The 25,131-nt window shown below is 70.3% G+C and carries 23 protein-coding genes and 2 tRNA genes; 3 read left to right on the forward strand and 22 right to left on the reverse strand.

Annotated features, from left to right (window positions below):
- Window positions 1–7: 7 nt before the first annotated feature.
- The 9 genes from AC3E6M_RS12455 to AC3E6M_RS12495 all read right to left on the reverse strand — a co-directional run bounded on the left by AC3E6M_RS12455 (window position 8) and on the right by AC3E6M_RS12495 (window position 9,923).
- Window positions 8–1,741, reverse strand: a complete 1,734-nt coding sequence (locus tag AC3E6M_RS12455) for an IlvD/Edd family dehydratase (RefSeq protein WP_138173467.1) — start codon at window positions 1,739–1,741, stop codon at window positions 8–10.
- Complete coding sequence (locus AC3E6M_RS12460; protein WP_490530081.1) at window positions 1,738–3,225, reverse strand: aldehyde dehydrogenase family protein; 1,488 nt, start codon at window positions 3,223–3,225, stop codon at window positions 1,738–1,740. The genes AC3E6M_RS12455 and AC3E6M_RS12460 overlap by 4 nt, the downstream gene beginning before the upstream one ends.
- Window positions 3,215–4,486, reverse strand: coding sequence for an endo-1,4-beta-xylanase (locus tag AC3E6M_RS12465; protein WP_138173471.1), 1,272 nt, complete (start codon window positions 4,484–4,486; stop codon window positions 3,215–3,217). The genes AC3E6M_RS12460 and AC3E6M_RS12465 overlap by 11 nt, the downstream gene beginning before the upstream one ends.
- Entirely contained in the window at window positions 4,479–4,859 is a 381-nt protein-coding gene (locus tag AC3E6M_RS12470; protein WP_490530082.1) for a tautomerase family protein, read from the reverse strand. Before AC3E6M_RS12470 ends, AC3E6M_RS12465 begins: the two co-directional genes overlap by 8 nt.
- Window positions 4,859–5,932 carry a Gfo/Idh/MocA family protein gene (locus AC3E6M_RS12475; RefSeq protein ID WP_138173475.1) on the reverse strand — a complete coding sequence of 358 codons (1,074 nt, stop codon included), beginning with the start codon at window positions 5,930–5,932 and terminating at the stop codon, window positions 4,859–4,861. The genes AC3E6M_RS12470 and AC3E6M_RS12475 overlap by 1 nt, the downstream gene beginning before the upstream one ends.
- A gap of 57 nt (window positions 5,933–5,989) precedes the next feature.
- Window positions 5,990–6,739: an SDR family oxidoreductase gene (locus AC3E6M_RS12480; protein ID WP_138173477.1), complete on the reverse strand. Its 750-nt coding sequence runs from the start codon at window positions 6,737–6,739 to the stop codon at window positions 5,990–5,992.
- Entirely contained in the window at window positions 6,736–7,524 is a 789-nt protein-coding gene (locus AC3E6M_RS12485; RefSeq protein ID WP_138173479.1) for a carbohydrate ABC transporter permease, read from the reverse strand. Before AC3E6M_RS12485 ends, AC3E6M_RS12480 begins: the two co-directional genes overlap by 4 nt.
- Before the next feature lie 3 nt (window positions 7,525–7,527).
- Window positions 7,528–8,475 carry a carbohydrate ABC transporter permease gene (locus AC3E6M_RS12490; protein WP_490530083.1) on the reverse strand — a complete coding sequence of 316 codons (948 nt, stop codon included), beginning with the start codon at window positions 8,473–8,475 and terminating at the stop codon, window positions 7,528–7,530.
- Between the two features lie 77 nt (window positions 8,476–8,552).
- A complete protein-coding gene (locus AC3E6M_RS12495) occupies window positions 8,553–9,923 on the reverse strand; it encodes an ABC transporter substrate-binding protein (RefSeq protein ID WP_490530084.1) in 1,371 nt (456 codons plus the stop codon).
- A gap of 186 nt (window positions 9,924–10,109) precedes the next feature.
- Here AC3E6M_RS12495 and AC3E6M_RS12500 point away from each other — a divergent pair, with 186 nt between their 5' ends.
- Window positions 10,110–11,117 carry a LacI family DNA-binding transcriptional regulator gene (locus AC3E6M_RS12500; protein ID WP_171024216.1) on the forward strand — a complete coding sequence of 336 codons (1,008 nt, stop codon included), beginning with the start codon at window positions 10,110–10,112 and terminating at the stop codon, window positions 11,115–11,117.
- A 26-nt stretch (window positions 11,118–11,143) separates the two neighbouring features.
- On the opposite strand, the gene AC3E6M_RS12505 is transcribed toward AC3E6M_RS12500, so the two are convergent.
- From AC3E6M_RS12505 to AC3E6M_RS12545, 9 genes are all read right to left on the reverse strand, one after another.
- Complete coding sequence (locus tag AC3E6M_RS12505) at window positions 11,144–12,589, reverse strand: AMP-binding protein (RefSeq protein WP_490530085.1); 1,446 nt, start codon at window positions 12,587–12,589, stop codon at window positions 11,144–11,146.
- Window positions 12,558–13,688 carry an MSMEG_0565 family glycosyltransferase gene (locus AC3E6M_RS12510; RefSeq protein WP_138173489.1) on the reverse strand — a complete coding sequence of 377 codons (1,131 nt, stop codon included), beginning with the start codon at window positions 13,686–13,688 and terminating at the stop codon, window positions 12,558–12,560. Before AC3E6M_RS12510 ends, AC3E6M_RS12505 begins: the two co-directional genes overlap by 32 nt.
- Window positions 13,689–13,690: 2 nt before the next feature.
- On the reverse strand, window positions 13,691–14,539 hold the full coding sequence (locus tag AC3E6M_RS12515; RefSeq protein ID WP_138173491.1) for a carbon-nitrogen hydrolase family protein: 849 nt from the start codon (window positions 14,537–14,539) through the stop codon (window positions 13,691–13,693).
- 19 nt (window positions 14,540–14,558) lie between these two features.
- Complete coding sequence (locus tag AC3E6M_RS12520) at window positions 14,559–15,824, reverse strand: MSMEG_0569 family flavin-dependent oxidoreductase (RefSeq protein WP_138173493.1); 1,266 nt, start codon at window positions 15,822–15,824, stop codon at window positions 14,559–14,561.
- Window positions 15,821–16,126 carry an MSMEG_0570 family nitrogen starvation response protein gene (locus tag AC3E6M_RS12525; RefSeq protein WP_138173495.1) on the reverse strand — a complete coding sequence of 102 codons (306 nt, stop codon included), beginning with the start codon at window positions 16,124–16,126 and terminating at the stop codon, window positions 15,821–15,823. Before AC3E6M_RS12525 ends, AC3E6M_RS12520 begins: the two co-directional genes overlap by 4 nt.
- Window positions 16,119–17,003: a carbon-nitrogen hydrolase family protein gene (locus AC3E6M_RS12530; RefSeq protein WP_138173497.1), complete on the reverse strand. Its 885-nt coding sequence runs from the start codon at window positions 17,001–17,003 to the stop codon at window positions 16,119–16,121. Before AC3E6M_RS12530 ends, AC3E6M_RS12525 begins: the two co-directional genes overlap by 8 nt.
- Before the next feature lie 8 nt (window positions 17,004–17,011).
- Window positions 17,012–17,542, reverse strand: a complete 531-nt coding sequence (locus tag AC3E6M_RS12535; RefSeq protein WP_138173499.1) for an MSMEG_0572/Sll0783 family nitrogen starvation response protein — start codon at window positions 17,540–17,542, stop codon at window positions 17,012–17,014.
- A 79-nt stretch (window positions 17,543–17,621) separates the two neighbouring features.
- Complete coding sequence (locus tag AC3E6M_RS12540; protein WP_138173501.1) at window positions 17,622–19,052, reverse strand: MSMEG_0567/sll0787 family protein; 1,431 nt, start codon at window positions 19,050–19,052, stop codon at window positions 17,622–17,624.
- Between the two features lies 1 nt (window position 19,053).
- Complete coding sequence (locus tag AC3E6M_RS12545) at window positions 19,054–20,121, reverse strand: MSMEG_0568 family radical SAM protein (RefSeq protein WP_138173503.1); 1,068 nt, start codon at window positions 20,119–20,121, stop codon at window positions 19,054–19,056.
- Between the two features lie 161 nt (window positions 20,122–20,282).
- Here AC3E6M_RS12545 and AC3E6M_RS12550 point away from each other — a divergent pair, with 161 nt between their 5' ends.
- Together AC3E6M_RS12550 and AC3E6M_RS12555 are read left to right on the forward strand one after the other, a co-directional pair.
- Window positions 20,283–20,837, forward strand: coding sequence for a hypothetical protein (locus AC3E6M_RS12550; protein WP_490530086.1), 555 nt, complete (start codon window positions 20,283–20,285; stop codon window positions 20,835–20,837).
- Between the two features lie 3 nt (window positions 20,838–20,840).
- Window positions 20,841–21,434, forward strand: coding sequence for a TetR family transcriptional regulator C-terminal domain-containing protein (locus AC3E6M_RS12555; protein WP_138173507.1), 594 nt, complete (start codon window positions 20,841–20,843; stop codon window positions 21,432–21,434).
- A gap of 91 nt (window positions 21,435–21,525) precedes the next feature.
- On the opposite strand, the gene AC3E6M_RS12560 is transcribed toward AC3E6M_RS12555, so the two are convergent.
- The 4 genes from AC3E6M_RS12560 to AC3E6M_RS12575 all read right to left on the reverse strand — a co-directional run bounded on the left by AC3E6M_RS12560 (window position 21,526) and on the right by AC3E6M_RS12575 (window position 24,979).
- Window positions 21,526–21,617: transfer RNA gene (locus AC3E6M_RS12560), tRNA-Ser, on the reverse strand.
- A 94-nt stretch (window positions 21,618–21,711) separates the two neighbouring features.
- The gene (locus AC3E6M_RS12565; RefSeq protein WP_138173509.1) at window positions 21,712–22,980 is read right to left on the reverse strand and encodes an LCP family glycopolymer transferase; all 1,269 of its coding nucleotides are present in this window, start codon (window positions 22,978–22,980) and stop codon (window positions 21,712–21,714) included.
- 170 nt (window positions 22,981–23,150) lie between these two features.
- Complete coding sequence (locus AC3E6M_RS12570) at window positions 23,151–24,641, reverse strand: MFS transporter (protein WP_490530087.1); 1,491 nt, start codon at window positions 24,639–24,641, stop codon at window positions 23,151–23,153.
- A 250-nt stretch (window positions 24,642–24,891) separates the two neighbouring features.
- Window positions 24,892–24,979, reverse strand: a tRNA-Ser gene (locus AC3E6M_RS12575).
- Between the last annotated feature and the right edge of the window lie 152 nt (window positions 24,980–25,131).

The following is a 25,131-nucleotide window of genomic DNA, read 5'->3' on the forward strand; positions in this document are numbered from 1 at the left end:
TTCATGGTCAGTGGGACTCGCGCATCACGGCCGGCCCGGTCGCCCCGACGAGGAAGTCGAGGTCGGCGCCGGTGTCGGCCTGCTGGACGTGGTCGACGTAGAGCTGCTCCCAGCCACGCCGGGGCGCGGCGTACGCCGCGGTCGCCGATGACGCCGGCTCGCGGGTGCGCAACTCCTCGTCGGAGACCAGCATCCGCAGGCTCCGGCCCGCCACGTCGAGTTCGATCAGGTCACCGGCGCGCACGAGGGCGAGGGGGCCGCCGGCGGCGGCTTCGGGGGCCACGTGCAGCACGACGGTGCCGTACGCGGTGCCGCTCATGCGGCCGTCGCAGATGCGGACCATGTCGCGCACCCCGCGCTCGAGGAGCTTCCGCGGAAGGGGCATGTTCGCCACCTCGGGCATCCCGGGGTATCCCCGTGGCCCGCACCCGCGCAGCACGAGCACGGAGTCCTCGTCGACGACGAGGTCGGGGTCGTCGATGCGGGCCCGCATGTCCTCGACGGAGTCGAACACGACGGCCGGCCCGCGATGCTTCAGCAGCGCCGGAGTGGCCGCGGCGGGCTTGATGATCGCTCCCGACGGCGCGAGGTTTCCGCGCAGCACCACGATTCCGGCATCCGGCAGCAGCGGTTCCTCCGCCGTGCGGATCACGGTGCGGTCCCAGACCTCGTGCGCGTCGAGCTCGTCGACGAGCGGACGACCGGCGACGGTGATCGCCGTGGGATCGAGGCGGTCGCGCACCTCCCGGAGGACCGCGAGGTAGCCGCCGGCGCGGAAGAGGTCTTCCATGAGGTAGGCGCCCGCGGGCTGGAGGTTCACCAGCAGCGGTACGCCCTCGCCGATCGCGTCGAAGTCGTCGAGCGTGAGGTCGACGCCCACGCGACCGGCGATCGCGAGCAGGTGCACGACGGCGTTGGTCGATCCACCGATCGCGGCGAGCGCGACGATCGCGTTGTGGAACGACGCCTTCGTCATGACATCCGCGGGGGTCAGGCCCTCGCGCGCGAGCTCGACGATGCGGCGGCCGGTCGCGTGCGAGTACTCCAGCAGGCGGCTGTCGGGGGCCGGGATGCCGGCGATCCCGGGCAGCGTCATGCCCAGGGCCTCGGCCATGAACGCCATCGTCGAGGCGGTGCCCATCGTGTTGCAGTGCCCGCGGCTGCGGATCATCGACGACTCCGTCGAGCGGAAGACGTCGCTCGCGAGACCTCCCGCGCGCACCTCTTCGCTGAGCTTCCACACGTCGGTTCCGCACCCGAGGGGCTTTCCGTGGAACGTGCCGTTGAGCATCGGCCCGCCGGGCACGACGATGGCCGGGATGCCGACGGACGCGGCGGCCATGAGCAGGGCGGGGATGGTCTTGTCGCACCCGCCGAGCAGCACCACGGCATCCACCGGGTTCGCGCGGAGGAGTTCTTCCGCCGCCATCGCGGCCATGTTGCGCCACAGCATCGCGGTGGTGCGGACGGTCGTCTCGCCGATCGAGACCATCGGCAGGTTGTAGGGGATGCCGCCGGCCTCGTACACACCGTTCTTGACGCTCTGCGCGACCTCGTCGAGGTGCGCATTGCACGGCGTGAGCTCCGACGCGGTGTTGGCGATCGCGATGTTCGGACGCCCGTCGAAGGCGTGATCCGGCACCCCGCGGCGCATCCACGCGCGGTGGAGGTAGGCGTTGCGGTCGTCGCCGCCGTAGAACTCGGCGCTGCGCCTGCCGCCCTCGGGTGCGTGGTCGGTCATGGGGTGGTTCCTCTGTTCGGGGACGGCAGCACGAGCTCGCCGTCGCGACGGTGCGGGATGCCCGCCAAAGCCTCGTCGCGCAGATCGGCGGGGAGAGTCTCGGACGGCGCCTGCTGGTAGGCGACGGGGCGCAGGAACCGACGGATCGAGGTGGCTCCCACCGAGGTGGACGTGTTCGTCGTCGCCGGCCAGGGACCCCCGTGGTGCTGACTCCAGGTGACGGCGACGCCCGTGGGCCAGCCGTCGAAGACGACGCGACCCACGCGCTCTTCCAGGGCCGCGACGACCGCATCGATCGCCTCGCCCGGCTGCGCGTGGAGCGTGCCCGTGAGCGACCCACCCACGAGGGCGAGAGCCGCGACGACCTCGGCGATCTCGTCGTACTCCACGAGCACCGTGACGGGGCCGAAGCACTCCTCCAGGAGCGCGTCGGAGCGCTCCACGAACGTGGCGACGTCGGTCGCGACGATCACCGCGTGCACGGGCCCGGACGCCCCGGAGGTCTCGCCCGCGACGACGCGCGCCGCTCCCTCCTCACGCAGACGATCCACACCGGGCGCGAACGCCGCCGCGATGCGATCGGTGAGCAGGGTGAACTCGGGGCGCTCCGCGACGCGCGCGCGCAGGCGCGGGTCGTCCGCGACCCCGCGGGGTACGATCACCAGTCCCGGCTTCGTGCAGAACTGTCCCCCGCCGAGGGTGAAGGACGCGACGAGCCCGTCGATGATCGCGTCGCCACGAGCCGCGACGGCGCCGGGGGTGACGACGACCGGGTTCGTGCTCCCGAGCTCGCCGAAGAACGGGATCGGGTCGGAGCGCCGGGCGATCTCGTCCATCAACCCCTGTGCCCCCGCGAGCGACCCGGTGAAGGCCGCGGCCCGGACGACCGGTGCCCGCACGAGATCCAGGCCCGCCTGGCGACCCTCGACGAGACCGAAAGCTCCCGCCGGCGCACCGGCCGCGGCGAGCGCGTCGGTCACGATCCGCGCGGTCGCCCGCGACAGCTCCGGGTGGCCGGAGTGCCCCTTCACCACGACGGGGCATCCCGCCGCGAGGGCCGCGGCGGTGTCGCCGCCGGCGACCGAGAACGCGAACGGGAAGTTCGACGCCGAGAAGACGGCGACCGTCCCGAGCGGCCTCAAGAAGCGGCGCAACTCCGGACGCGGCGGAACCGCGGCGGGGTCGGCGGCGTCGACGATCGCCTCGAGGTACGAACCCTCCTCGAGCACACCGGCGAACAGGCGCAGCTGCCCGGTGGTGCGGGCCACCTCGCCGCGCAGGCGCTCAGCGCCCAGGTGCGTCTCGCGGTCGGCGATCTCGACGAGCGCGTCCGCATCGGCATCCAGAGCCCCCGCGATGGCGCGCAGCCACCCGGCCCGGACCTCGCGGCTCGCGGCGCGGACGGCCGGGGCCGCGCCGGCGGCGAGGGCGACGACGTCGCTCACCCCGCCGCCGACGCCTGTTTCTGCTGCCTCACCGGGCATCGGGGTCCACCACGATCTCGATCGGCGTGGAGTCCGACACCTCGACGACAGCGGATGCCGCGCCGCTGTCGACGCGGTACCGGCCCGCGAACCCGTCGACGGCGACGATCCCGTCGGCGTCGGCGGTGAGGTCGGTCGACCCCATCCACCACTCGCCGCGGATGAGCGCGTGCAGCGCGTCGTAGGCCGGCTTGCGGCTGCCGTCGGCGCGGAGGATTCCGGCGGGAGCGCCGAGCCAGGAACCGTGGTCGGTGATGCCCCAATAGGTGAGCGACTCGACCGCCGGGTTCGCGAGGACCGTGCGGTAGTGGCGCACGATCTCGTCGGCCTGCCGCGCCTCCCCCTCGGGGGTGCTCGGCCACTCGTCGACGATGTAGTCGTTGAGGTCGACGATCTCGGGAGGCATGATGTCCCCCGAGAGCAGCGTGGTCTCGGTCATCTGCAGCGGCAGCCCGAACGCGGCGAAGCGCTCCAGGATCTGCGCGATCTGCTCCTCGCCGCGGAACCCCTGATGCATGTGGGTCTGCACCCCGAGCGCATCGATCTGGATGCCGGCATCCAGGCAGTCCGCGATGAGGCGCTCGTAGTCCGCCGACAGGTCGAAGTCGTTGAGCACGAGGCGGGCGTCGGGGTTCGCCTCGCGGGCGGACTCGAACGCGAGCTTCACCATCTCGACGCGCCCCTTGGACTGTGCCAAGCGCGTGACGGCGTTCTCTTCGGCGGTGAACACCGGGAGGATCACCGCTTCGTTGATGGCATCCCACAGGTCGATCACCCCGGCGAAGTTCGCCACGGTCGTGCGGACGCGGTCGCGTAGGACGTCCTCGACCTCGGTGTCGCTCAGGTCGAGCAGCCACGACGGCGTGAGCGTGTGCCAGACGAGGGGGTGGCCCTTGATCTGGACGTCGCGCGCGGCGAACCACTCGGCGGTGCGCTTCAGGCGGACCTCGTCGGTCTGCCCCCGCTGGGGCTCGTACCCGCGCCAGTAGAAGGGCAGGGTGACCGCGTTGAAGAGATCGAGGTAGTCGGCGGCCAGGCGTTCGGGGTCCGGCGAGAGCGCTCCCCCGAAGTGCTCGAGTTCGCGCGCACCCTCGAGATCGGGCGCGCCTCCGATCCACTCGAGGAAGTCGAAACCGATGTTGCCGAACCCGAAGGCGTGCGCGGTCTGCTCGACCCGCGCCCGGGCGCCCGCAAGGGGACGCCCGGACGGGTCGACGAGACGCACGCGTCCACCGACGCGGCGCTGCGAGAGATCAGGCATCGGGCGTGGACTCCCCGCGCGCGCCCGGGTACCAGTCGGGAATCGTGTTCTCGGTCACCGCGATGAAGACGTCGTCGGGCCGCACATCCTCCGCCTCCAAGCGGCGCGCGACAGCGCGGAACGCCCGAGCCTTGGTCTCGTCGTCGTACATGCTGACCATGAGGATGCGAACGTAGAGGACGTCCCGACGCTCGCCGCCGAGGTAGTGGGGGTCGGCGATGATGTGATCCGCGGGCAGCGGGTGGATCACCTGGAAACGGTCCTCGATGTCCATGCCCAGGCCTTCGGCGAGACCCTGGTGCACGGCCTCGGCATACGCCAGGCGCGTGGCGACGGGGACGGTCTCGGAAACTTCGATCGTGATGAGGGGCATCAGGCCCACACCTCCTTGGTGACGCGCACGTCGGCGCGGTTACGAGCGGACTCTTCGATGGCGAGCCCGAGCAGATGGTCCTGGCAGGCGTCCGCCAGGGAGTAGGGGCCCTCGGCTTCGCCGCGCGCCCAGCGCCCGGTGAGCTCGAGGAACGACGCGACCGCGATGTCGTCCTCCGACAGGCGCGTGCCGACCCAGGGGTTCCGGTAGACGATGCGCCCCTCGAACGCGGCCGAGACGACCTCGTTGCCCTCGAGGTTCATGTCGACCCCGGTGCGGCGGTACGTGATGGGCGAGGTCAGCACGCCCTCGCTCGACAGACGGGTGACGGAGTCGTCGACGATCTCGCCGAGCGATCCGCGGACCACGAGGCGCCGGGCCAGCAGCGGATTCCACCACTGGTTGTCGACGAAGTCGTACAGCCCCATCCGGCCGTCGCCGAAGTCGATCGTGCCGATCGTCGTCGTGCGCGGCTGCGGCTGCGGGTTCTCGACCCAGCCGTCGAACGTGAGGGGGTCGGCCAGCGGGGCCGTGAACGTGCGCGCCGAGACGACGGCATCCTCCATGCCCGCACCGAGGTAGGCGCGCATGATCGACGTCGCGTGGTACAGGTGCGTCGAGGCGACCTCGACCGCGGTCGGCTGGCCGATGGCGCCCGACCGCACGACCTCGAGCCGCGCCGCGTGACCCGGCATGAGCATGTACTGCTCGGCGACCTGCACTCGACCGGAGGCACCGACCGCCGCCCACAGCTCGCGCAGCCCGTCCGCCGTCGGAGCCGGCGGGGTCTCGGCCAGGACCTTGGCGCCGCGCTCGACGAGCTCGGTCACGACACCGGGCATCGACGGCCACGAGACGGAGGCGATCACGAAGTCCGGCTCGAGCGCGAGGATCTCGTCGATCGTGCGGACGACGGGGATCCCCCACCGCTGAGCCATGCGCTCGGCGGCCTCATCGCTGCGGGCCAGGACGCCGACGGCCTCCAGGCGCTCGGGAGAGGTGGCGGCCATGCGGATGTGGAAATCGGACCGCCAGCCGGTGCCGATGACGGCAAATTTCAGGGGAGTGCTCAAAAGAAGTCCTTCTTCTTGGGGGATGAACGAGAGAACGAAATGGGAACGGGGGAAGGGTCAGACCTGGCTCATGCCGCCGTCGACGACGAGGTCGACACCGGCCACGAAGCTCGATTCGGCGCTGGCGAGGAACGCCACGGCCGCGGCGACCTCGTCCGGACGCCCGATCCGCCGGAGCGGCACCATCTCGGCCACCGCGGCCGCCACGGCCTCGGAGCCTCCGGTGAACTGATCGAAGCCCGCGGTCGCGGTCGGCCCGGGGCTCACCGAGTTGGCCCGGATGCCGCGCTCCCCCAGCTCCGCCGTCAGCGTGCGGGCGAGCGAACGGACCGCCGCCTTGGTCGCGTTGTAGACGGCGTGGCCGGGACCGCCGTTGGTGCCCGCGATCGAGGACACCAGCACGATGCGCGCGTGGTCGTTCAGCAGGGGCGAGAACCGCTGGGCCGTGAAGAACGTCCCTCGGAAGTTGAGGTCGCTGACGTGGTCGAAAGTCGTGGCATCCGTCTCGGCGATCGGGGTCGACGCGACGTCGCGCCCGGCGTTGGCGACCAGGACGTCGACGCCGCCGCTGCGCTCCCGCGCCGCCGCCGCGAGCTCGTCGAGGCCGTCGAGGCTGCTGGCGTCGGCCTGCAGCACCCGGACACGGTCTCCCCACGCCTCGCGCGCCTCGGCGATGCGCGCCGGGGTGAGCCCGGTCGTGAGGACGTCGGCCCCCTCGGCCACGAAGCGTTCGACGATGGCGCGACCGATCCCGGACGTCCCGGCCGTGACCACGGCGAACTGCCCCGCGAGCAGCCCGCGCGTCACTTGAGCGCTCCCGCCGCGAGGCCACGCTCGAAGGAGCGCTGGAGGAGCAGGTAGGCCGCGATCACCGGCACGGCCGTGATGACCGCCGCCGCCAGGACGCCCGTCTGGTCGTTGGTGTACTGGCTCATGAAGAAGGTCGGAAGCAACGTCACCACCTGCTTGTTCGGGTCGTTCAGCATCAGCAGGGGCAGCAGGTACGCGTTCCAGCTGTTGATGAGTGTCAGCACGACGATGGCGCCGGCGATCGGGCGGGTGAGGGGGAGAACGATGTGCCAGAACACCCGCACGATGTTCGCGCCGTCGATGCGGCCCGCCTCCATCAGCTCGGTCGGGATGCCATTGAAGAAGCTGCGCGCGAGGAGCACCGTGAAGGGCACCTGCAGGGCCGCGAGCGGCAGGATCACGGCGATGAGCTCGTTGTACATGTCGAACTTTGATGCGGTGACGAACAGCGGCGTCAGAAGGACCGCCTCGGGCATCGTCAGCGCGACGAGAAGGAGCCAGAACCAGATCTCCTTGCCGGCGATCCGCAGCTTCGCGAAGCCGAACGCGGCGAGCATCGTGCACACGTAGACGAGAACGATCGTCGAGGCGGCGATGATGATGCTGTTCAGGAAGTAGACGTGGACGATGCCGGTGGCGAAGACCTTGGCGTAGTTGCCGAAGCCCTGGCCGGCGAGCGACCCCTGCACCATCGCGATGAGCGGGAACAGATACGGCAGCACGATCAGTGTCGCGAGGAGCTGCAGGCCCCAGCGCGAGGATCGGGAGCGGATGTCGAACATGGATCAGGCTCCTTCGGACTGTCGGTTGATCCGGTTCATCAGCAGACCGCCGCCGACCGCCAGCACGAGCAGGGCGATCGAGATCGCCGCGGCGTAACCGAAGTGCTTCTCCTGGACCATGGTCTGGAAGATGTAGGTGCCGAGGAACTCCGTGGCGTGGTTGGGCCCGGCCTTGGTCACCAGGTACGGCACGTCGAACGTCTTCAGCGCGCCGATCACGCCGAGCACGGCGAGGGCGACGGCGGTGCCGCGGCACATCGGCCAGACGATCGACCAGAGCGTGCGGATGTTGCCGGCCCCGTCGACCCGCGCGGCCTCGAGGATCTCGGGCTCGATCTGGCTCATCGCGGCATAGAAGAGGATGAAGGTCAGACCCGTCCACTGCCAGATCGTGACGAGCATGACGACCGCCATCGCGGTGACGTTGCCGGCCAGCCAGGGCTGGGTGAGCGAGCCGAGGCCGATCGCCGAGAGGATGCCGTTGAACGACCCGTTCGCGTCGAAGATCAGGCGGAAGACGGGGGCCATCGTCGCCGGGGCGAGGACGGTGGGGACGAAGATGATGACTTTGTAGACGGGCGCCAGGTGGATGCGCGAGTGCATGATCGCCGCGAACACGAAGCCGATCAGGGTCTGCGCGGTGAAGGTCACGACGAAGAAGATCGCGGTGTGCCAGATGGCCTGCCAGAAGACCTCGTCGCCGAACATGGCGACGTAGTTGTCGGCTCCGACCGACTCCGACGGGCTCAGAATGAAGCCGTTCCAGTCGAGCGTGGAGACGTATCCGGTGTAGCCGATCGAGAAGTAGATCATCCCGACGACCAGGGCGAGAGCCGGGAGGATCCAGGGAAGACCGCCGGGGTAGGGGGACTTCCGCCCGCTGCGCGGGCCGCGTCTCGCGTCGCGTCGCGACCGACCCGCGGTGACGAGGGTTTCTGTGAGGGTGCTCATGTGCTCTTCCTTGAGTCGGGCAGGGGTCCCCTCCGTGGGCGGGAGACGTCCCGCCCACGGAGGGGTGGCAGCACTGGTTACTTCTGCGAGTCCACGACGGACTGCAGGCCGGCCAGTGCGGCGTCGATGGCGACGTCACCCGTGGCGACGCCGATGAGAGCGTCCCGGAAGGCGCTGTTCAAGTCGGCCGAGACCGTGGCGAACCGCGGCTGCGACGACGAGGCCGCGACGTCGGTGTACTTCTGGAGCGCCTCGAGCTGGACCGCGGGGGTGACCAGGTCGATCTGGTCCCACTGGGGCTGGATGCCGAGCAGCGACGGGATGTCGTTGAGCGTGTTGGCGACCGTCTGCTGACCGGCTTCGGTCGTGGTCAGCCACGTGACGAAGGTCTTGGCCGCGGCCTGCTGGTCGGACTGGGCGCTGATGGCGAGACCGTAGTCGGCGTCACCGAACATGTTGCCGGTGTTGCCGGTGCCGGCCACGTCGGGGAACTGGATCGGGATCATCGTGAAGGGTTCGGGGTTGGACACGCCCGCGGCCTCCATCGCGCCGATCATCGTGTCGCGCACGGTGTACTGCGTGTACCAGGTGCCCATCATGACCATCGCGTACTGGCCCGACATGAAGGCGTTGCTGGCGTCAGGGTACTGCTGGAGCCCGACGGCGCCTTCCTGCATGATCCCGTCGTCGAAGAGCGACTTCCAGATCTCCATGCCCTCGGTGAACGCCGGGTCGGTGTAGGACCGCTGGCCGAGCGAGGCCTCGATGTACGCACCGGGCTCGACGTTCTCCATGATCGCCTCGAAGGTGTCCATGTCGAACGCCCACTGTCCCGCGCCCTGGACGAAGCAGCCCTGGCCCGCGGCCTGGAACGTCGCGCAGACCTTCTTCCACTCGTCCAGCGTCGTCGGGGGCGTCAGCCCCTGAGCGTCGAACATGTCCTTGTTGATCCAGATGCTGCCCGAGTACACCGAACCCGCCGAGAGCCCGACGACCTTGTCGTCGACCACGAGTCCCTCGACTCCGGATGCCGACAGCTTCTCGCGCCAATCCGCGCCGAGCGACTCCTCGACCACGGGACCGAGGTCGATCGCACCGGCCTGGAAGGTCTCGACGCCGCCGTTGGCCGAACCGGGAGCGACGTTGAAGATGTCAGGGCCGTCCGCCGAGGTGATGGCGGGTCCCATGACCGAGTCGTAGTTGTCGATCGGCTTCGAGACGAACTCGACCTTGATGTCGGGGTACTCCTCGTTGAACGCCGCGATCAGCTGATCGGCCACGGGCTTGTCCGGCGTCCACCCCCACCACACCAGATCTCCCTCGGTCGCCGAACCCGAGTCGCTCCCGCCGCCCGAACCGCCGCCCGAACAGGCGACGAGCGACAGCAGGGCGATTCCTGCGACAGCCGTCGCGCCGACACGGCGCCACGGGGATGTCTTCTTTGACATGGACTTCTCTCCTCTTGTGCTGCAGGGCAGGTGCACCAGCGATCGTCGCGTGGTGCACGTTTTGCATCGCAAGTTTTACCGACGCTGGAAGCAACTTGTTGCACAACTTGCGTGATGGTTATAGTAGATCCATTGCCGCATCGCGGTCAAGAGCCCCGGGGGGCCTCGGATGGGAAGAGGGACCACATGTCGCAGCGCACCGCCACGTTGGCGGAGATCGCCCATGTCGCCGGGGTCTCGGTGCCGACCGTCTCGCGCGTCCTCAACGGGCGCCCGGGCATCTCCGCCCCCAAGCGCGAAGAGATCGAGAAGCTGCTCGAGGAGCGCGGTTACGAACGACGCAAAGCCCGTCGCGAAACTTCTCTGCTCGATTTCGTGATCGTGAGCCTCGAGACGCAGTGGGCCACCGAGCTCTTGCGCGGGGCGCAGGCCGAGGCGGCCCGCGCGGGGGCCGATCTCGTCGTCACCGCCACCGACGGCTCACCGGCCGGCTCCCCCGAGTGGCTGCAGCGCGTCGCCGGACGCGGCACCGACGGGATCGTCATCGTCGTCACCGAGATCGACCCGGTCGGGCGCGACGAGCTCGCCCGGCTGAACGTGCCCGTCGTGCTGGTCGACCCCGTGGGCACCGACACCGAGTCGTTCGTCACGGTGTCTGCCGCCGACTGGTCCGGGGCACGGGATGCCACCGACCACTTGCTCGATCTCGGACACACGCGCATCGGGTTCGTGACCGGTCCCCTGAACCTCGAGTGTCATCAGGACCGGCTCGATGGCTACATGTCGGCGCTCGGACGCCGGGGCATCGTCCCCGATCCGTCACTGGTGCGCATCGGTGACTCGCTCACCTCGGGCGGCATCCGGTTCGGTGGGGAACTGCTCGACGCCCCCGACCGTCCGACCGCGATCATCAGCGGCTCCGACGAGCAGGCCTACGGCATCTACCTGGCCGCGCGCGAGCGAGGTCTGAGCGTGCCCGAGGATCTCTCCGTCGTCGGCTTCGACGACGTCGACCTGTGCCGCTGGGTCAACCCGCAGCTCACCACCGTCCATCAGCCACTCGCCGGCATGGCATCCGAAGCCGCGCGCCTGGCCCTGGCCATGTCGCGCGGCGAGACGATCGCCAACCGCCGTGTGCAGCTCTCGGCCGAGCTCGTCGTGCGGGAGTCGACGGCGCCGCCGCGGGCGGTGTAGCACCGGATGCCTCACGGACGTCACCCTCACGCCTCGCGCAGCCTCCGCGCCCACGCGCCCCGGCTGGCTTTCCCCGCGTCGTTGCGCAGAGGTTCCCGAACGACGTGGATCCGCACCGGCCGGTGGGCCGGGTCGAACTCCTCCTCCGCCCAGCGGTCCAGCTCTTCCGCGTCCACCGAGGACTCAGCGACGTCGACGACCGCGGCGACGAGCTCGCCTCCTCGCCCGTCGGGAAGCCCGAACGCGAGAGCGCTGCGGACGGACGGGTGGCTCTCGAGGACCGCCTCCACCTTGGCGGGAGGAATGCGCACTCCCCCGCACACGATGACGTCGTCGACCCTGTCCCGCAGGAAGAGCCTGCCGTCGGCATCGAGTGTGCCCAGGTCGCGCAGGGTGTCCCAGCCCTCGGCGTCTCGGCGACTCGGGGCGTTCAGGTAGCGGTACGCGGGGTCGGCGCCGCGCCGCATCCACACTTCGCCGACCTCGCCCACAACGGCGCGAGTCCCGTCCACGCGCCGGATCTGCACCTCGGTCCCGCCGATCGGCCTGCCGACGCTGCCGGGGTGGCGCAGCCATTCCTCGCCGCCGATCATCGTCAGGCCGTTGGACTCGCTGCCGGCATACACCTCGATGACCCGCTGCGGACCGAGCCATTCGAGGAACCGGGTCTTGAGCACCACGGGGCACGGCGCGCCCATGTGGACGATGGTCTCGAGGCTCGAGACGTCCGCGGTGGCGTGGGCGGGCTCCCGCAGCAGCCGGTGCATCATCGTGGGCACCAGCAGCGCCCACGTCACACCGTGACGCGCGACGGCCTCGAGCCAGGCGCGCTCCTCGAAACGGGGCAGCACGATGAGGCGGTGCCCGGTCATGAGGCCCCGCATCGCGTAGGTGAAGACCGCGGAATGCCACAGCGGCCCCGACACCAGCTGCACCGCCTCACGCGGGAGGAAATCGGCCACCGGGCGGGTCGGATCGAAGAGCGCGGGTCCGGCGGCCAGCACGATCTTGGGCTCGCCCGTGCTTCCCGACGACGGCACGGCCTTCCAGTGCGCAGCCCACACGTCTTCCGTCGGCGGCACCGGCGCCCCCACCCAGGCGGCGGCGACCCGGGCCGACGGCACCGTCGAGACCGAGGCGTCGACCGCACCGTCACCGACGAACGCCGTCGGCCCGGCGGCACGCACGAGCGCAGCGCGCTCTTCGTCCGACCGGTGCGGCGCGATCGGCAACGGGGTGGCGCCCGCCCGCCAGACGGCGACGGCCGCAACGACGAACGAGCGGTCGTTCGGGAGCGAGATCGCCACGAGGTCATCGCGACCCACCCCACTCGCGCGCAGCGTCGCCGACAGACGACTCGCCGCCGCATCCAGCGCCGCGGCCGTCACCTCCCCGTCGGCGTCGACGAGCAGGACGCGCGAGGGATCGTCGGCCGCCGCGTCAGCGAAGATCCGCGAGATCGATCGGCGCACCGCCATCACCCCCGTTTCGCAGGACGGCACCGTAGAAACGCTCGTGGCGCTCCGCCGCGGCATCCCACGAATACGAGCGCGCCAGCGCGACGCCGGCCTCCGCCGGGACGTGATCGCCCTCCAGCGCCGCCGACAACTCCGCGGCGATCGGGTCGGTTCCGTCGGCGAATCGGACGGCGTCGCGGAAGACCTCGCGCAGCACCGGAAGGTCGCGCGCCACGACCGGGGTCCCCGCGGCGAGCGCCTCCATCGCGGCGAGCCCGAACCCCTCCTTGGTCGAGACGAACGCCATCACCCCGGCGGCGGCGACCAGCGGCGGCACCTCCTCGTGCGCGAGGGCGCCGAGCACGACGGGACGGATGCCGAGTTCCTCGGCGCGGTCATCGAACCGCGCGCGGTAGTCCCGGTAGTCGAACAGCGTCTCGCCCCCGCAGAAGACGAGTGACGTATCCGGATGCCGGTCCCGCACCCGTGCGAAGGCTTCGAGCAGGTCGATGCTCCCCTTCCGCGGTTCGATGCCGCCCACGGCCAGCACGTAGCGACCGAGCCGCTCGCGCCACCGGTCGCGGAGCGCCGCTGCGCCGGGCGACGCGGCGGCCGCGAAGCGGGTGGCATCCACGCCGTTCGAGATGACGGTGACGCCGAGTCCGTACTTCTCGCGTACCTCGGCGGCGACGGCTCGCGACACGCAGATGCGGGCGATCGGCTCGACGACGGCGCGCTCGTGGCACTCGATCAGCCGCGGCGTCTCGAAGGCGTCGAGATGGTGGATGGTGCGGATGGCGGGACCCACGGCGTTGGCGGAGATGCAGTCCTGGGCGTGCACGACGGCGCCGGCCGGTGCCGCGAACTCCGCGCGCATCGTGACGATCGAACGCTCGATCCGGTCGCCCACGCTCTCGTCGTCTCGCGGCGCGAAGGGCACGACCCGGACGCGCACGGCGGGGTCGACGGGGCGGAAGAACGCCTGGTCGCCGCCGCGACCGAGCGTCCAGACGGTGACGTCATGACCGCGGCGGGCGAGCGCTTCGGCGAGCGAGAGCGTGTGCACGACGCCGCCGCGCGGCTTCGTCGAGTAGGTGATCAGCTCGATGCGCACGCTCAGCTCCCGCGGTAGGCCGAGGGCCGTCGTTGGCTCAGGTGGTTCAGCGATCGCCGGGCACGCGCGACGTCGGCCGAGACGTCGGCCGTCGCGACGGCCAGCCCACCCTTGGCCCAGGTCTTCGCGATGATCTCGCCGGCGGGATCGACGACCTTCGCCTGACCGAGGAAGCGCAGGCCGCCGAGCACGCCCGTCTGGTTCGCCGACACGACGAAGACCTGGTTCTCGGCCGCCCGCGCGCAGTCGTAGAGGTCGAACAGGTGCGCCTGCCGGTCGTTGCGCATGCGATCGGAGCGGTCGGTCACGCTCGCGGGCCACGCATTGAGGCACGCGAGGATGTCGGCGCCGTCCAGCGCGAGCGACCGTGCACTCTCGGGGAACGTCTTGTCGAAGTCGATGAGCATGCCGACGCGTCCCTTGGGGGTGTCGAACGCCGCGAACCCGTCGCCCGCCCGATAGGCCTCGGACTCGCCGAGCGGGAGGTGCACCTTGCGATGCGTGCCGAGCACCTCGCCGCCGCTCACGCACACGGCGGTGTTGTACCGGTGCTCACCGGCATCGTCGCGCGCACGCTCGGCGATACCGAAGCAGACGACCATGTCACCCGCGGCATCCGCGATCGTCTGCACCTCCGGCCCCTCGAGGTCGATGGCCGGCGGGATGCCGTCGGCACTGTCGGCCGGGTGGTGCAGGTCGAGGAGATACCCGCCGATCGTGGCGTCGGGCAGGACGAGCAGTTCGACACCCGCCGCGCGGGCGTGTTCGAGGATGCCGGGGAGCTTGACGAGGGTGCGGCCCACGTCGCGACCGAAGTGCGCCGCGACCGCACCCATCGTCAGGCTGGACATGCCGTCCAGCGTAGGCCGGTCACCCCGCCAACCGAGCGAGCGACTGCTCGCCGACGTGGGCGGCGACCGTGGCGGCGACGTGCTCCGCGTCGTCGGCCACGGCGAGGAATCGCCCCGAGCCCCACGTGTGCATCCACGGCAGTCCGATGAACGCGAAGCCGGGCTCGGTCGTCGTCCCGCGCACGTGCGCGGGGTGTCCCTCGACGTCGAAGACGTCGACCCCGACCCACGACCAGTCGGCGCGGAAGCCGATGGCCCACACGATGGTCCGGATGTCGTCGAACGCCACGGCATCCTCGCCCCCCGCCGGAAGCCACACGGGCCGGTATCTCTCCTCGACGGGTGCGTCGATCCCTTCCCTCGCGATGTACGCGTCGATGTCGTTCTTGATCGATTCGGCGACCGAGTCGGCGTGGTCGAGATCGGCGGCGAGGTTGTCACCGAAACGGATGCCGTCGCCATCGGCCCCGAGCGCACGCCCGTGCAGCCGCATGCCCGCCGCCGCGAACGCGCGCAGGTCGATGTCGCGACCCCCGTCGCGGCCCGTGACGTAGTGGTTGGTCGATTCGCGCTTGGCCAGACCCACCGTGCTGACGGGCACGTCGTAGACGCCCATGTCGGCCAGCCACGTCATGCAGTCCCGGCCCCGGTAGAACCGCGCCACGCGCGGCGCTCGACCCACCGCCAGATGCACGTCGCGGCCCTCGAGGTGCAGGTCCTCCGCGATCTGGGTGCCCGACTGACCGGTGCCGACCACGAGCACGGGGCCCGGGGGCAGCGCCGCGGCGTTCCGGTACTCGTGCGAGTGCACCTGGTGCACGTGCGCGGGGATGGCCTCCGCCCAAGCCGGCACCACGGGGTCGTGGTAGCCGCCGACCGCCGCGACGACGGTGGTCGCGGTGAGGACGCCGCGGGAGGTCTCCACCGTGAAGCGCCCCGAGGCCTCCCGTCGCACCGCGGTGACCGCGACCCCCTCGGCCACGGGCGCGTCGAACGAGTCGGCGAAGCGCCGCACCCAGGCGTAGACCTCGTCGCGCTTCATGAAGCCGTCGGGTTCGTCCCCGTCGTACGGGAAGCCCGGCAGCGTGCAGTGCCAATTGGGCGTCACCAGGGTGAAGTTGTCCCACCGGCCGTCGCGCCACTCGTGCGCGACGGTGTCCCGCTCGATCACGACGTGCCGGATGCCGCGCTCGACGAGGTGTTTGCTGACCGAGAGGCCGGCCTGGCCGCCGCCGACGATGACGGTGTCGAAGGAATCCCCCGGGCTCAGGGTGACGGGGATCACGAGGCCGCCCCCGAACTCGCCAGCGGCGGCTCCATCCGCAGCACCAGCACCGCCCCGTCGCCCCGGTTCTTCGCCGCCTCGGTGATCGCCGCCTCCTCGGCCATCGCCGACGTGCACGCGAACCCGTAGCGGGCACGCACGCGCTCGCTCGCCTCGCCCAGCGCCCTGGTCGTGCGAGCGAGGAAGTCGTCGACGGCGTAGGTCTCCCCGACGGCGAGGTGGTCGTGCATGACCAGGCTCGGAGAGTAGTGGTCGGTCTCCGACCCGTCGGGCCAGCGCACCGCGAAACGCATCTCAGGCATCGACGAGCACCCCCCGAGCGGTGACGAGATCGGGCGCGTACGCGTCGGGCCGGCGGTCGCGCAGGTGGAACATTCCGCCGCGCATCGCCTGGAACGTCCCCGCGATGTCGATCTCCGCCACGGCGAGGCCCGCCTCGAGCAGCGTCGTTGCGAGCACGTTGCCGCCGGGGTCGACGACCTTGGCGTTCGCGACGTAGCGGAGCGAACCGAAGGTCCCGGCCTGGTTCGACGCGATCCAGAACACCTGGTTGTCGAGGGCCCGTGACATGTCGAAGAGGTTGTGCCGGTACGTCCAGCGATCCTCCTGGAGGTTCTCGGCGGTCGCGGTGCGCGCCGCCGGCCACGCCGAGATGCTCACGATGATCTCGGCCCCGTCCAGCGCCAGGGAGCGCGCCGCCTCCGGGAACGCCTTGTCGTAGCAGATCTGCAGCCCCACGCGCCCGATGGGGGTATCGAAGGCGGCGTAGTGGTCGCCCGCTGAGTACGACATATTCTCGCCGAGCGGCTGGTGCACCTTGCGGTACGACCCGTAGATCGTCGAGCCGTCGAGGCAGGCAGCGGCGTTGTACCGCGTCTCGCCGTCGTCGTCGAGCTCGCAGAATCCGACGACGACGATCATGTCGCCCGCGATCCCCTGCACGCGCCGGAGCTCCGGTCCGTCCAGGCGGATCGCGGGTGGGAGGGAGCGGCTCGTGGTCTTCACGGTGTCGCCGTGGTTGCCGAGCGACGAGAGGTACCCGCCGATCGCCGCCTCGGGGAGGGCGAGCAGCTGCACCCCGGCGTCGCGCGCCTGCGCGACGAGATCGGCGATGAGCGCATAGTTCTGATCGAGATCGCGTGTGAAATTCGCCGCAACGGCGGCAACGGTGACCGGCATGGCGGGCCTCACAGGTTGTAGGTCGAGTTGATGATCGCGCCCTTCCGCGCGTAATGGATGAGGGCGTCCTGCACGTCCAGCGGGTGGCACGGGATGACGCCCTCGATGAGGTCCTCTTCGCGCAGTCCGTGCAGGGCCATGCCGAAGCGGCAGGCGAAGACCGTGCCGCCCTCCTTGATGAACGTCTCGATCGAGCCGTTCATGTTCAGCTCGCCCGGGAAGCCTGAGTCGCCCGTCGTCGGGAACCCGCGCGTGGCCATCGCGGCGAGGGTGCCCGGGCCGTAGAAGTAGATCGCGGACTCGAAGCCCTTGCGCAGCGCGCGCGTGGCCTGCAGAACGGCGACGAAGCTCACCGACGACTCGTGCGGGATGCCGTGCACCAGCGTGAAGTACGCCTCTCCGTTCTCCGCCTGGTAGTCGGGGAACACCTTGGTGGAGCCGTACAGGTTGCTGCCCTTGGGGAGCGAGGGGTGCGGGATCTCGTTCAGCGACTTCTCGATGTTCGCGGCGATCTCGTCGTCGAAGTGTGCGGTGCTCATGGTGTTCTCCTGTCGTTTCGGTGGTTCGGGGTGGTGCCGGAACGGCGGTGGGACGCCCCGGGGTGCGGGCGCTCCGTGGTCAGGCGCGAGCGCCTGAGATCGTGGCGGCGGTGGGCCCGAGCCCGGTCGCCGTAGAGCCGACGGCGTCGGTCTCGACCCCGTCGGGCCAGCGCAGGCGGACGCCTGCCCTGCTGTCGAGCCGACCGATCGCGGCCGTGTGAGCCGGGCCGGCGTGCATGCGGCTCCGGCCGGGCGCGTCGGCGGTCAGCATCCCGAATCCGGGGAAGCACGTCAGCCAGTCGCCCATCGCCGCGCCGTCGGGCACGGGGATGCCGGCGACGTCGATCGTCGCCCCGACACCGGAGGCCTCGGCGAGCATCGCCGCCGTGCCCACGATGCCGGCCATGCTCACGTCCTTCGCCGCTTCGGGACGTGCGTCGTGCACCGAACGGGCCATCGCGCGCAGCTCCGTCCCGGCGCTGGTGGAGGTCGAATCCCACTGGCGGCCCTCGAACCCGCGGCGCCAACGACCGCGGAGATCGGCGGTCAGGGAGAGCTCGTGACCGGGGCGGCCGCCCCCGCCGGGGACGGGATGCGCGGTCCGTCCCAGCGCGGTCACGGTCAGGGCCGGCGCGGCCGAACCCATCTGCGTGTGACCGCCGAGGACGGGCACGTCCCATGCGATCGCCGCGCTGCGGAGTCCGTTCAGCACGCGCCGCGCGAACGAGGCGGTGGGAGCGGCGACGGCGTTGAGCAGACCCGAAGGCAGGGCTCCCATCGCGGTGAGGTCGTTGACGTTGACCAGCACGCCGCACCACCCCGCCCACTCGGGGTCGCGCATGAGCAGGGCGGGCAGGATCGCGTCGCACGCGGCGATGACCTCCGTGCCGGGCACCGGGGCGCCGTCGTCGCCGATGAAGCCGGCGCCGCCGAGCGCTGACGGACCGTCAGCGGCGAACATGCCGATGGTGTCGCCGAGCGGGGTCTTCGTCGCGGCGACGAGGGCGGCGATCCGGTCGATGGGCCACCGCATCCGCGCGTGGTCCACCCCGGCGACGATCTGCGTCCCCCACTCGATCCAGCCCAGCCGGCGGAAGAGGTCGACGTTCGCGCGCTGCACGGTCGCCTCGAATCGCAAGACCCCGATGGCCAGGGCTGTCGCGCACGCCTCGCGCACGAGAGCGGGGCCGATCCCGCCGGCGCGACGCGCGCCGCGCGCGACGGCCAGGCGGCTGCCGGTCCACCAACCGATGTCGCGCCCGGCGACGGCGGGAGAGAGGCGCACCCCGCCGAGCACCGTGCCGTCGGATCCGACCGCGACGAGCACGATCGTCCGGCTGTCGTCGTCGACGGCGTCGCGATCGTCTCCGCGGAACAGCTCCTGCTCGTCGACGAAGACGTCACGGCGGATGCGGCGGTAGGCGGCGGCCTGCGCGGCGTCCGCCCGCACGATCGACCACGTCGTGGGCACCGCGGTGCGTGTGCCGCTGAGCACTGTGACGTCGAGCATCTCAGGCTCCCGCGGTCTTCAGCACGCCGCAGGCACCGCACGCGGCGCACCCGGCTTTCTGATCCTCGCCGCGCATCCCGGCGGCGGTGAGGAGCTCGGCCACCCGCGTGGTCACGTCGTGCAGCACGCGCCGATCCGGCGCGGGGACCTTGTCGACGTCGGTGGCGAGCGTGCCCTTGAGCGGGCGGAACGGAACCACGAACGGGTAGACGCCCATCTCGATCAGCTCGCGCGCCCCGGCGACGAGTTCGTCGGGGTCCTCACCCATCCCGACCAGCAGGTAGGTCGAGACCTGGTTGTACCCGAACACGCGCACGGCCTCACGCCAGGCTGCGCGGTACTCGTCCATCGACACGGTCGATTTGCCCGGCATCCAGCGGCGCCGCACCTCGTCATCCATCGATTCGACATGGATGCCGATCGAGCGGGCACCCGCGTCGTACAGGTCAGTGATCGCCCGTAGGTCGGACGGCGGCTCGCACTGCACCTGGATCTCCAGCTCGGGAACGACGGCCTTGACCGCCGCGACGCAGCGCGCGAGGTGCTTGGCCCCACGGTCCCAGCCGTTCGAGGTGCCGGTGGTCATCACCATCTGGCGCACGCCGTCCAAGCGCACCGCGGCTTCGGCGACCTCGGCGAGCATCGCCGGCGTCTTCACCGCGATGGTCGCGCCGGATTCGAGCGAGGACTGGATCGCGCAGAACCGGCACCGCTCGCTCTCGTCGTAGCGAACGCAGGTCTGAACGACGGTCGTGGCCAGGATGTCCCGGCCGTGCAGCTTGGCGATCTTCTCGTAGGCGGTGCCGTCGGCGGTCTCGAGGTCGTAGAACTTCGGCCTCCGCACCGGCTGGACGTCGAGGCCCAGGTCGGCGCCGCCGAGGGTCAACCGCCCGGAGCGGATGACGTACGGGCTGTCCGGGTTCAGGGGAATGGCGGCGCCCTCCCCACCGATGACGAAATGTCCGTCGTCGCTCGGGCCGGCGCCGCCGGTGCGACGAACCGGGGCGTCGCTGCGGACACCGAGCAGGGCGATGTTCACGCGGGTGGATACCGTGTCAGCGGGGCTCATGCCCTCAGTATCGAGAGCAGCCCGTTTCGGGTTGGTTCCGACCGGATGTCAATCAGTTTTCCGGGCGAGAAGATCATGTTTCGCGCCCGGCGAGAAGAATACGCAAGGACGTTTGAGTACGCTCGTACTAACAAGACGAACGGAATGGGTGAGGAGGGGGCATGATTCTGGCCGCGATCGTGGTGTGCGAGATCGCATTCTGGGTGGCGATTCTCGCGGGGCTCGCGTCACGGTACCTCCTGCACCGCCCTCGCCTCGGCGCAGCGCTCCTCGTTCTCGCCCCCGTGATCGATGTCGTCCTTCTTGCACTGGTCGCCGTCGACCTGCTCGGTGGCGGGACAGCGTCCTGGCAGCACGGCCTGGCCGCGATCTATATCGGCGTCTCCGTCGCGTACGGCAAGCGAATGGTCGCGTGGGCTGACGCGCGCTTCCAGCCCTGCTTTGCCGGTGGCCCCGCACCGGAGCGTCTCGCCGGGGCTCGCTACACCGTCAAGTGTTGGCGGGACGTGCTACTCACCGGTCTCGCGGTCGTCATCGCCGCGGCGATCCTCGGAGCGATCATCCTCGTCGTGAACGCCCCCGAGCGCACCGCGGCACTCTCGGGGTACTTCGGCATACTCGGGATCATCTTCGCCATCGATCTCGTCTGGGCGCTCAGCTACACCGTCTGGCCCCGGAGACCCACCGGCGTGGCACAGAGAGCCCCGTCCGCCTAATCCATGCCGCGGAGAATCGATGCAGAGGCACGTACCGCCGAGATCGCGGCGGCGGCTCTGCGCGTCCTCGGACGCGATGGACTCACCGGCTTGTCGGTGCGTGGCGTGGCAGCCGAGGCGGGCATCGCAGCCGCTTCGCTGCGGAGAGCATTTCCTTCCCAGCACGCCCTTCGGGAGTACAGCCTTGAACTCATCGAAGAACGAGCGACGAGCAGGATCACTTCGCTCGACCTCACCGGTCGCGCGCTGGCGGATGCGCTGCTCGCGCAGCTGCTTCCCCTGGACGATGAGCGCCGCTCGGAGCTGATCGCGCAAGTGCAACTCGGCGTGCTCTCCCTCAGCGATGGCAGTCTTCGCCCGGCCGCCGTCAGACTCAACGCAGCGGTAAGCAGAGCGTGTCGAATCGCGATCGAGATCCTTGCGGCAGTCGGCGAACTCGACGCCGGGCGCGACCCTGAATACGAGGCGCAGAGGTTGCGAGCGTTACTCGACGGAATCGCCATGCAGGGCCTGTGGAGCGGAGATCCGCACGGATCGGGTCAGATGCTCACGACACTCGCGCGCCACCTCGACGAACTCGCTTCCTCCGAATCCTGACACGCGCCCTGGACTCACGTCAGCTGCCCGTCAACCCGTGTCGTCGAGCGCGCGATCCACAAAAAAATCCCCCGATTTACCGGGGGATTCTTGGCGGAGACGGAGGGATTTGAACCCTCGGTCCCCTTACGGGGACTCCACCTTAGCAGGGTGGTGCACTAGGCCTGACTATGCGACGTCTCCAGGTGATCGACGCCGGAGCGCGAGCACACCGGTCCATAGTAACCGCTCGGGGCGTGGCATCCGAATCCGGGATCGGGATGCCACGCCCCGCGCGTCAGCGGACGTTTCCGTTCGAGCAGGTCGCCTGTGCGGCGGTCTGACCGGCGATCTCGGACGGGAGCGTGATCGCGCTCGACGAGGGCTCCGGGGTCGGCGCTGCACTCTCGGTGGGGGCCGGCGTCTCGGGCGCGGTGGGAGCGGGCGTCGCGTTCTCGTCGACGACGACGCCGTCGCCACCGCTGAGGTCGCCCGACAGCTGGATCGGCTGGTTCGCGGCGAGCGCCGACCACAGGGCGTCGGCCGCCTCTCGATCGGGGACGACGCGGTTCGGGTCGGACGGGTCGGTGTACGTGGGGTACTGCACGAACACGATCTCGTTGAACGGTACGTCCTTGACGGCCATCGCGATCTGCACGAGCGTCAGGGGGTTCGTGAGCGACGTCGACGGGTCGACGTTGCGCAGGGCGGTCGAGGCGAGCTTGTACAGCGTCGCCGGGTTCGACAGCACCTCTTCGCTCTTGAGCTTCGTGGCCAGGCGCGACATGTACTGCTGCTGGTTCGAGATGCGCCCGAGGTCGCCGCCGTCGCCGACACCGTGCCGGGTGCGGAGGAACTGGAGCGCGTCCAGACCCTTGATGGTGCGCATGCCGGCGGGCCAGTCGATGCCGGTGTAGGAGTCCTTGATGCCGTTGGCGATGCAGACGTCGACGCCACCGATGGCATCCGTGATGTTGATGACACCGCCGAAGCTGACCTTCGCGGCGAAGGGGATCTCCTGGCCGCTGAGCTCGGAGACCGTCTCGACCACGCACGACAGTCCGCCGTACATGAACGCGCTGTTGATCTGCTGCTTCGACATCGCCGAGGTCTCGTTGCCGTTCGCGTCGGTGCACGACGGGATCGGGACCATCAGGTCGCGCGGGAACGAGACCACCGTGACCCGACGGGGCGCGTCGGAGATGTGGACGAGCATGTTGACGTCGTTGAGGTTGCCCTCGGCGTCGGGTCCGCTGCAGCGGTCGCCGAAGTACTGCGCGAAGTCGGGCTCGCACTCGTCGGTGCCGACCATGAGCAGATTCACACCGCCCTTGAGCTCGCCGAGGTCCGGCGGAACGGCCGGCTGGTTCTTCAGCTCGACGGCGTCGGCGGTGAAGCTCGACGACAGGTCGTACACGGCGTACGCGGTCACGGCAGCACCGGACACCAGCAGCACGGCCACGGCGACGGCGAGTCCGCGGAACAGCTGGCCCAGCGGTCCGACCGATCGCAGGCGTCCGTGACGCGCGACGGTCCTGCGGCCGCGCGGGGTCGTGGTCTTGCTCACTCGGGTCCTTTCGGGAGGACGGATGCCACCGGTGGCCCGTCACGACCGCGACGAAGCGCAGGTCGGAGACAGTTTAGGGAGCACCTCCTGGGAAGTGCGTGAGGAGGAGCGGGTCGTGTTGCCGACACCGGCCGAGCCGGGCGACCGCGTCGGGCCGGCTCGCCCGTCCCTCACGCCGAGACGTGCGCCGGCGTCGCGTCGGAGGAATCGGTGGCCCGGGATCGCCGGTACCCCCACACGACCAGGCCCGCAGCGACGAAGGCCAAGACGAGGCCACCGGTCGTGGTCGCCGCTTCGAACTGGGCGTCCTGCGCGGGCGTCCAGCCGCCGGCCGTGACACTCCCGGTGAACATGACGGCCAGGACGGTGCCGGTGACGGCGACACCGACGCCGGTCGCGACCTCGGTGGCGGTGTCCACGAGGGCGGCGCCGATGGTGGTGCGATTGCTCGGCATCCCCTTCATGACGTTGGTCCCGGCGACGACGCCGTTCAGACGGATGCCGAACGCCACGAGGACGAGCGCCGCCGCGACCCACGGGTACCCCCCGCGCCCGAAAGCGGCGAAGATCCCCAAGCCGACCACGACCGCTCCCGCACTGAGCCAGGCGACGCGATCGAGACCGAGCCGGCGGACGAGGGGCCCGACGAACAGCCCGCCCGCGAGAAGGACGACCACCTGCGGGAGCATCCCGATCGCCGCCCAGAACGGCGACCACCCCCAGTCGGACTGCAGCTGCAGGGTGACCGAGAAACCGAGACCGGCGGTCGCGAGACCGGTGGCGGCCTTGTAGAGGAGCCCGCTGGACACGAGCGGCACCGTCACGAGACGCAGATCGAGAACCGGGTGAGCGACCCTGCGGGCACGCAGCACGAAGAGCACGACCGCACAGACCGCCACCGCGAGGAGCACCCACGGCAGCGGCGCACCGACGCCGTCCTGGAGGAACATCGTCGGCGCGGCGAGCAGCAGGACCACCGCGACGGTCCCGGTCAGGGCGCCGGCGACATCGAGCGGGGCCCGGTGGAGGTCGGCGGGATCGTCGGCGGGGATACCGACGCGGATGCCGATTCCCGCCAGGAGTGCGATCGGGACGTTGACGAGAAGGAGCACCTGCCAGGGAGCCCACGACAGCACGAGACCGCCCACGGCCGGCCCGATAGCCAGTCCGACCAGACCGACGGTGGAGATGAGGGTCGTGGCGCGTACGCGCGCGTCGTCGGATCGGAACAGCCGGAAGGCGAGAGCGAGGGATCCGGGCGTGGTCATCGCGGCGGCGACACCCATCACCGCCCGCACCACGATCAGCTCTTCGGCCGTGGTCACGAAAGCCGTGGCCAGACTGGCGAGCCCGAGCAGCACGAGCCCGATGAGCATGACGCGGCGCCGCCCCGCTCGATCGGCGAGCGCACCGAAGAACAGCATGAGCCCGCCGAACACGACGGCGTAGGCGCCCGTGACCCACTGCAATCCGGTCGTGGAGGCGTGCAGTTCCCGGCCGATGGTGGGGAGCGCGACGTTCAGGATCGAATTGTCGAGCATCTCGAACAGGAACACCGTCGAGAGCCCCGCCAGCGCCACCCCGGCGGGGCGGAGCGACTCCCGCTCGCCAGCGGGCGGGTGAGTCGAAGATCCGGATGCTGCAACGGACGAGTGAGCCATGACACGTCTCCTTGGTGGCGTCGGTAAATGCGTTGCATTCCCTTTTCGAGCCACAGGAATCGGGCCTTGCGGCCGACCCGAGGTGCTCTCGCCGCCAGGGCGTGTGCTGGAATCTCACGGAGGATTCTTCGAGCGTGCGCGGAATTTGTCAAGCGACGGCGCCGGCCAGGGACAGCGCACTCCGGCGTTCGCGTTCCGTTCGACCGGCCGGAACGACGAAAGCGGACCCCGGCGGGATCCGCTTTCGTCGTGGCGGAGGGTGTGGGATTCGAACCCACGGGACATTTCTGCCCACTGGTTTTCAAGACCAGGTCCATCGGCCGCTCGGACAACCCTCCCGATCTCCCGAGTCTACCGAGGCTCGCTGCGCTGCGAACGCCCACGTCCGGGTCGACAGCCCACGATACGGCCGCCCGGAACGCAGGCGCTCGACCCGAGCATCGGCGCTCGACCCGCAATGCTGACGCCCGGCATCCGGGGCCGCACGCCG

The organism is Microbacterium sp. SCPM-O-B-15248 (M128), assembly GCF_058214835.1.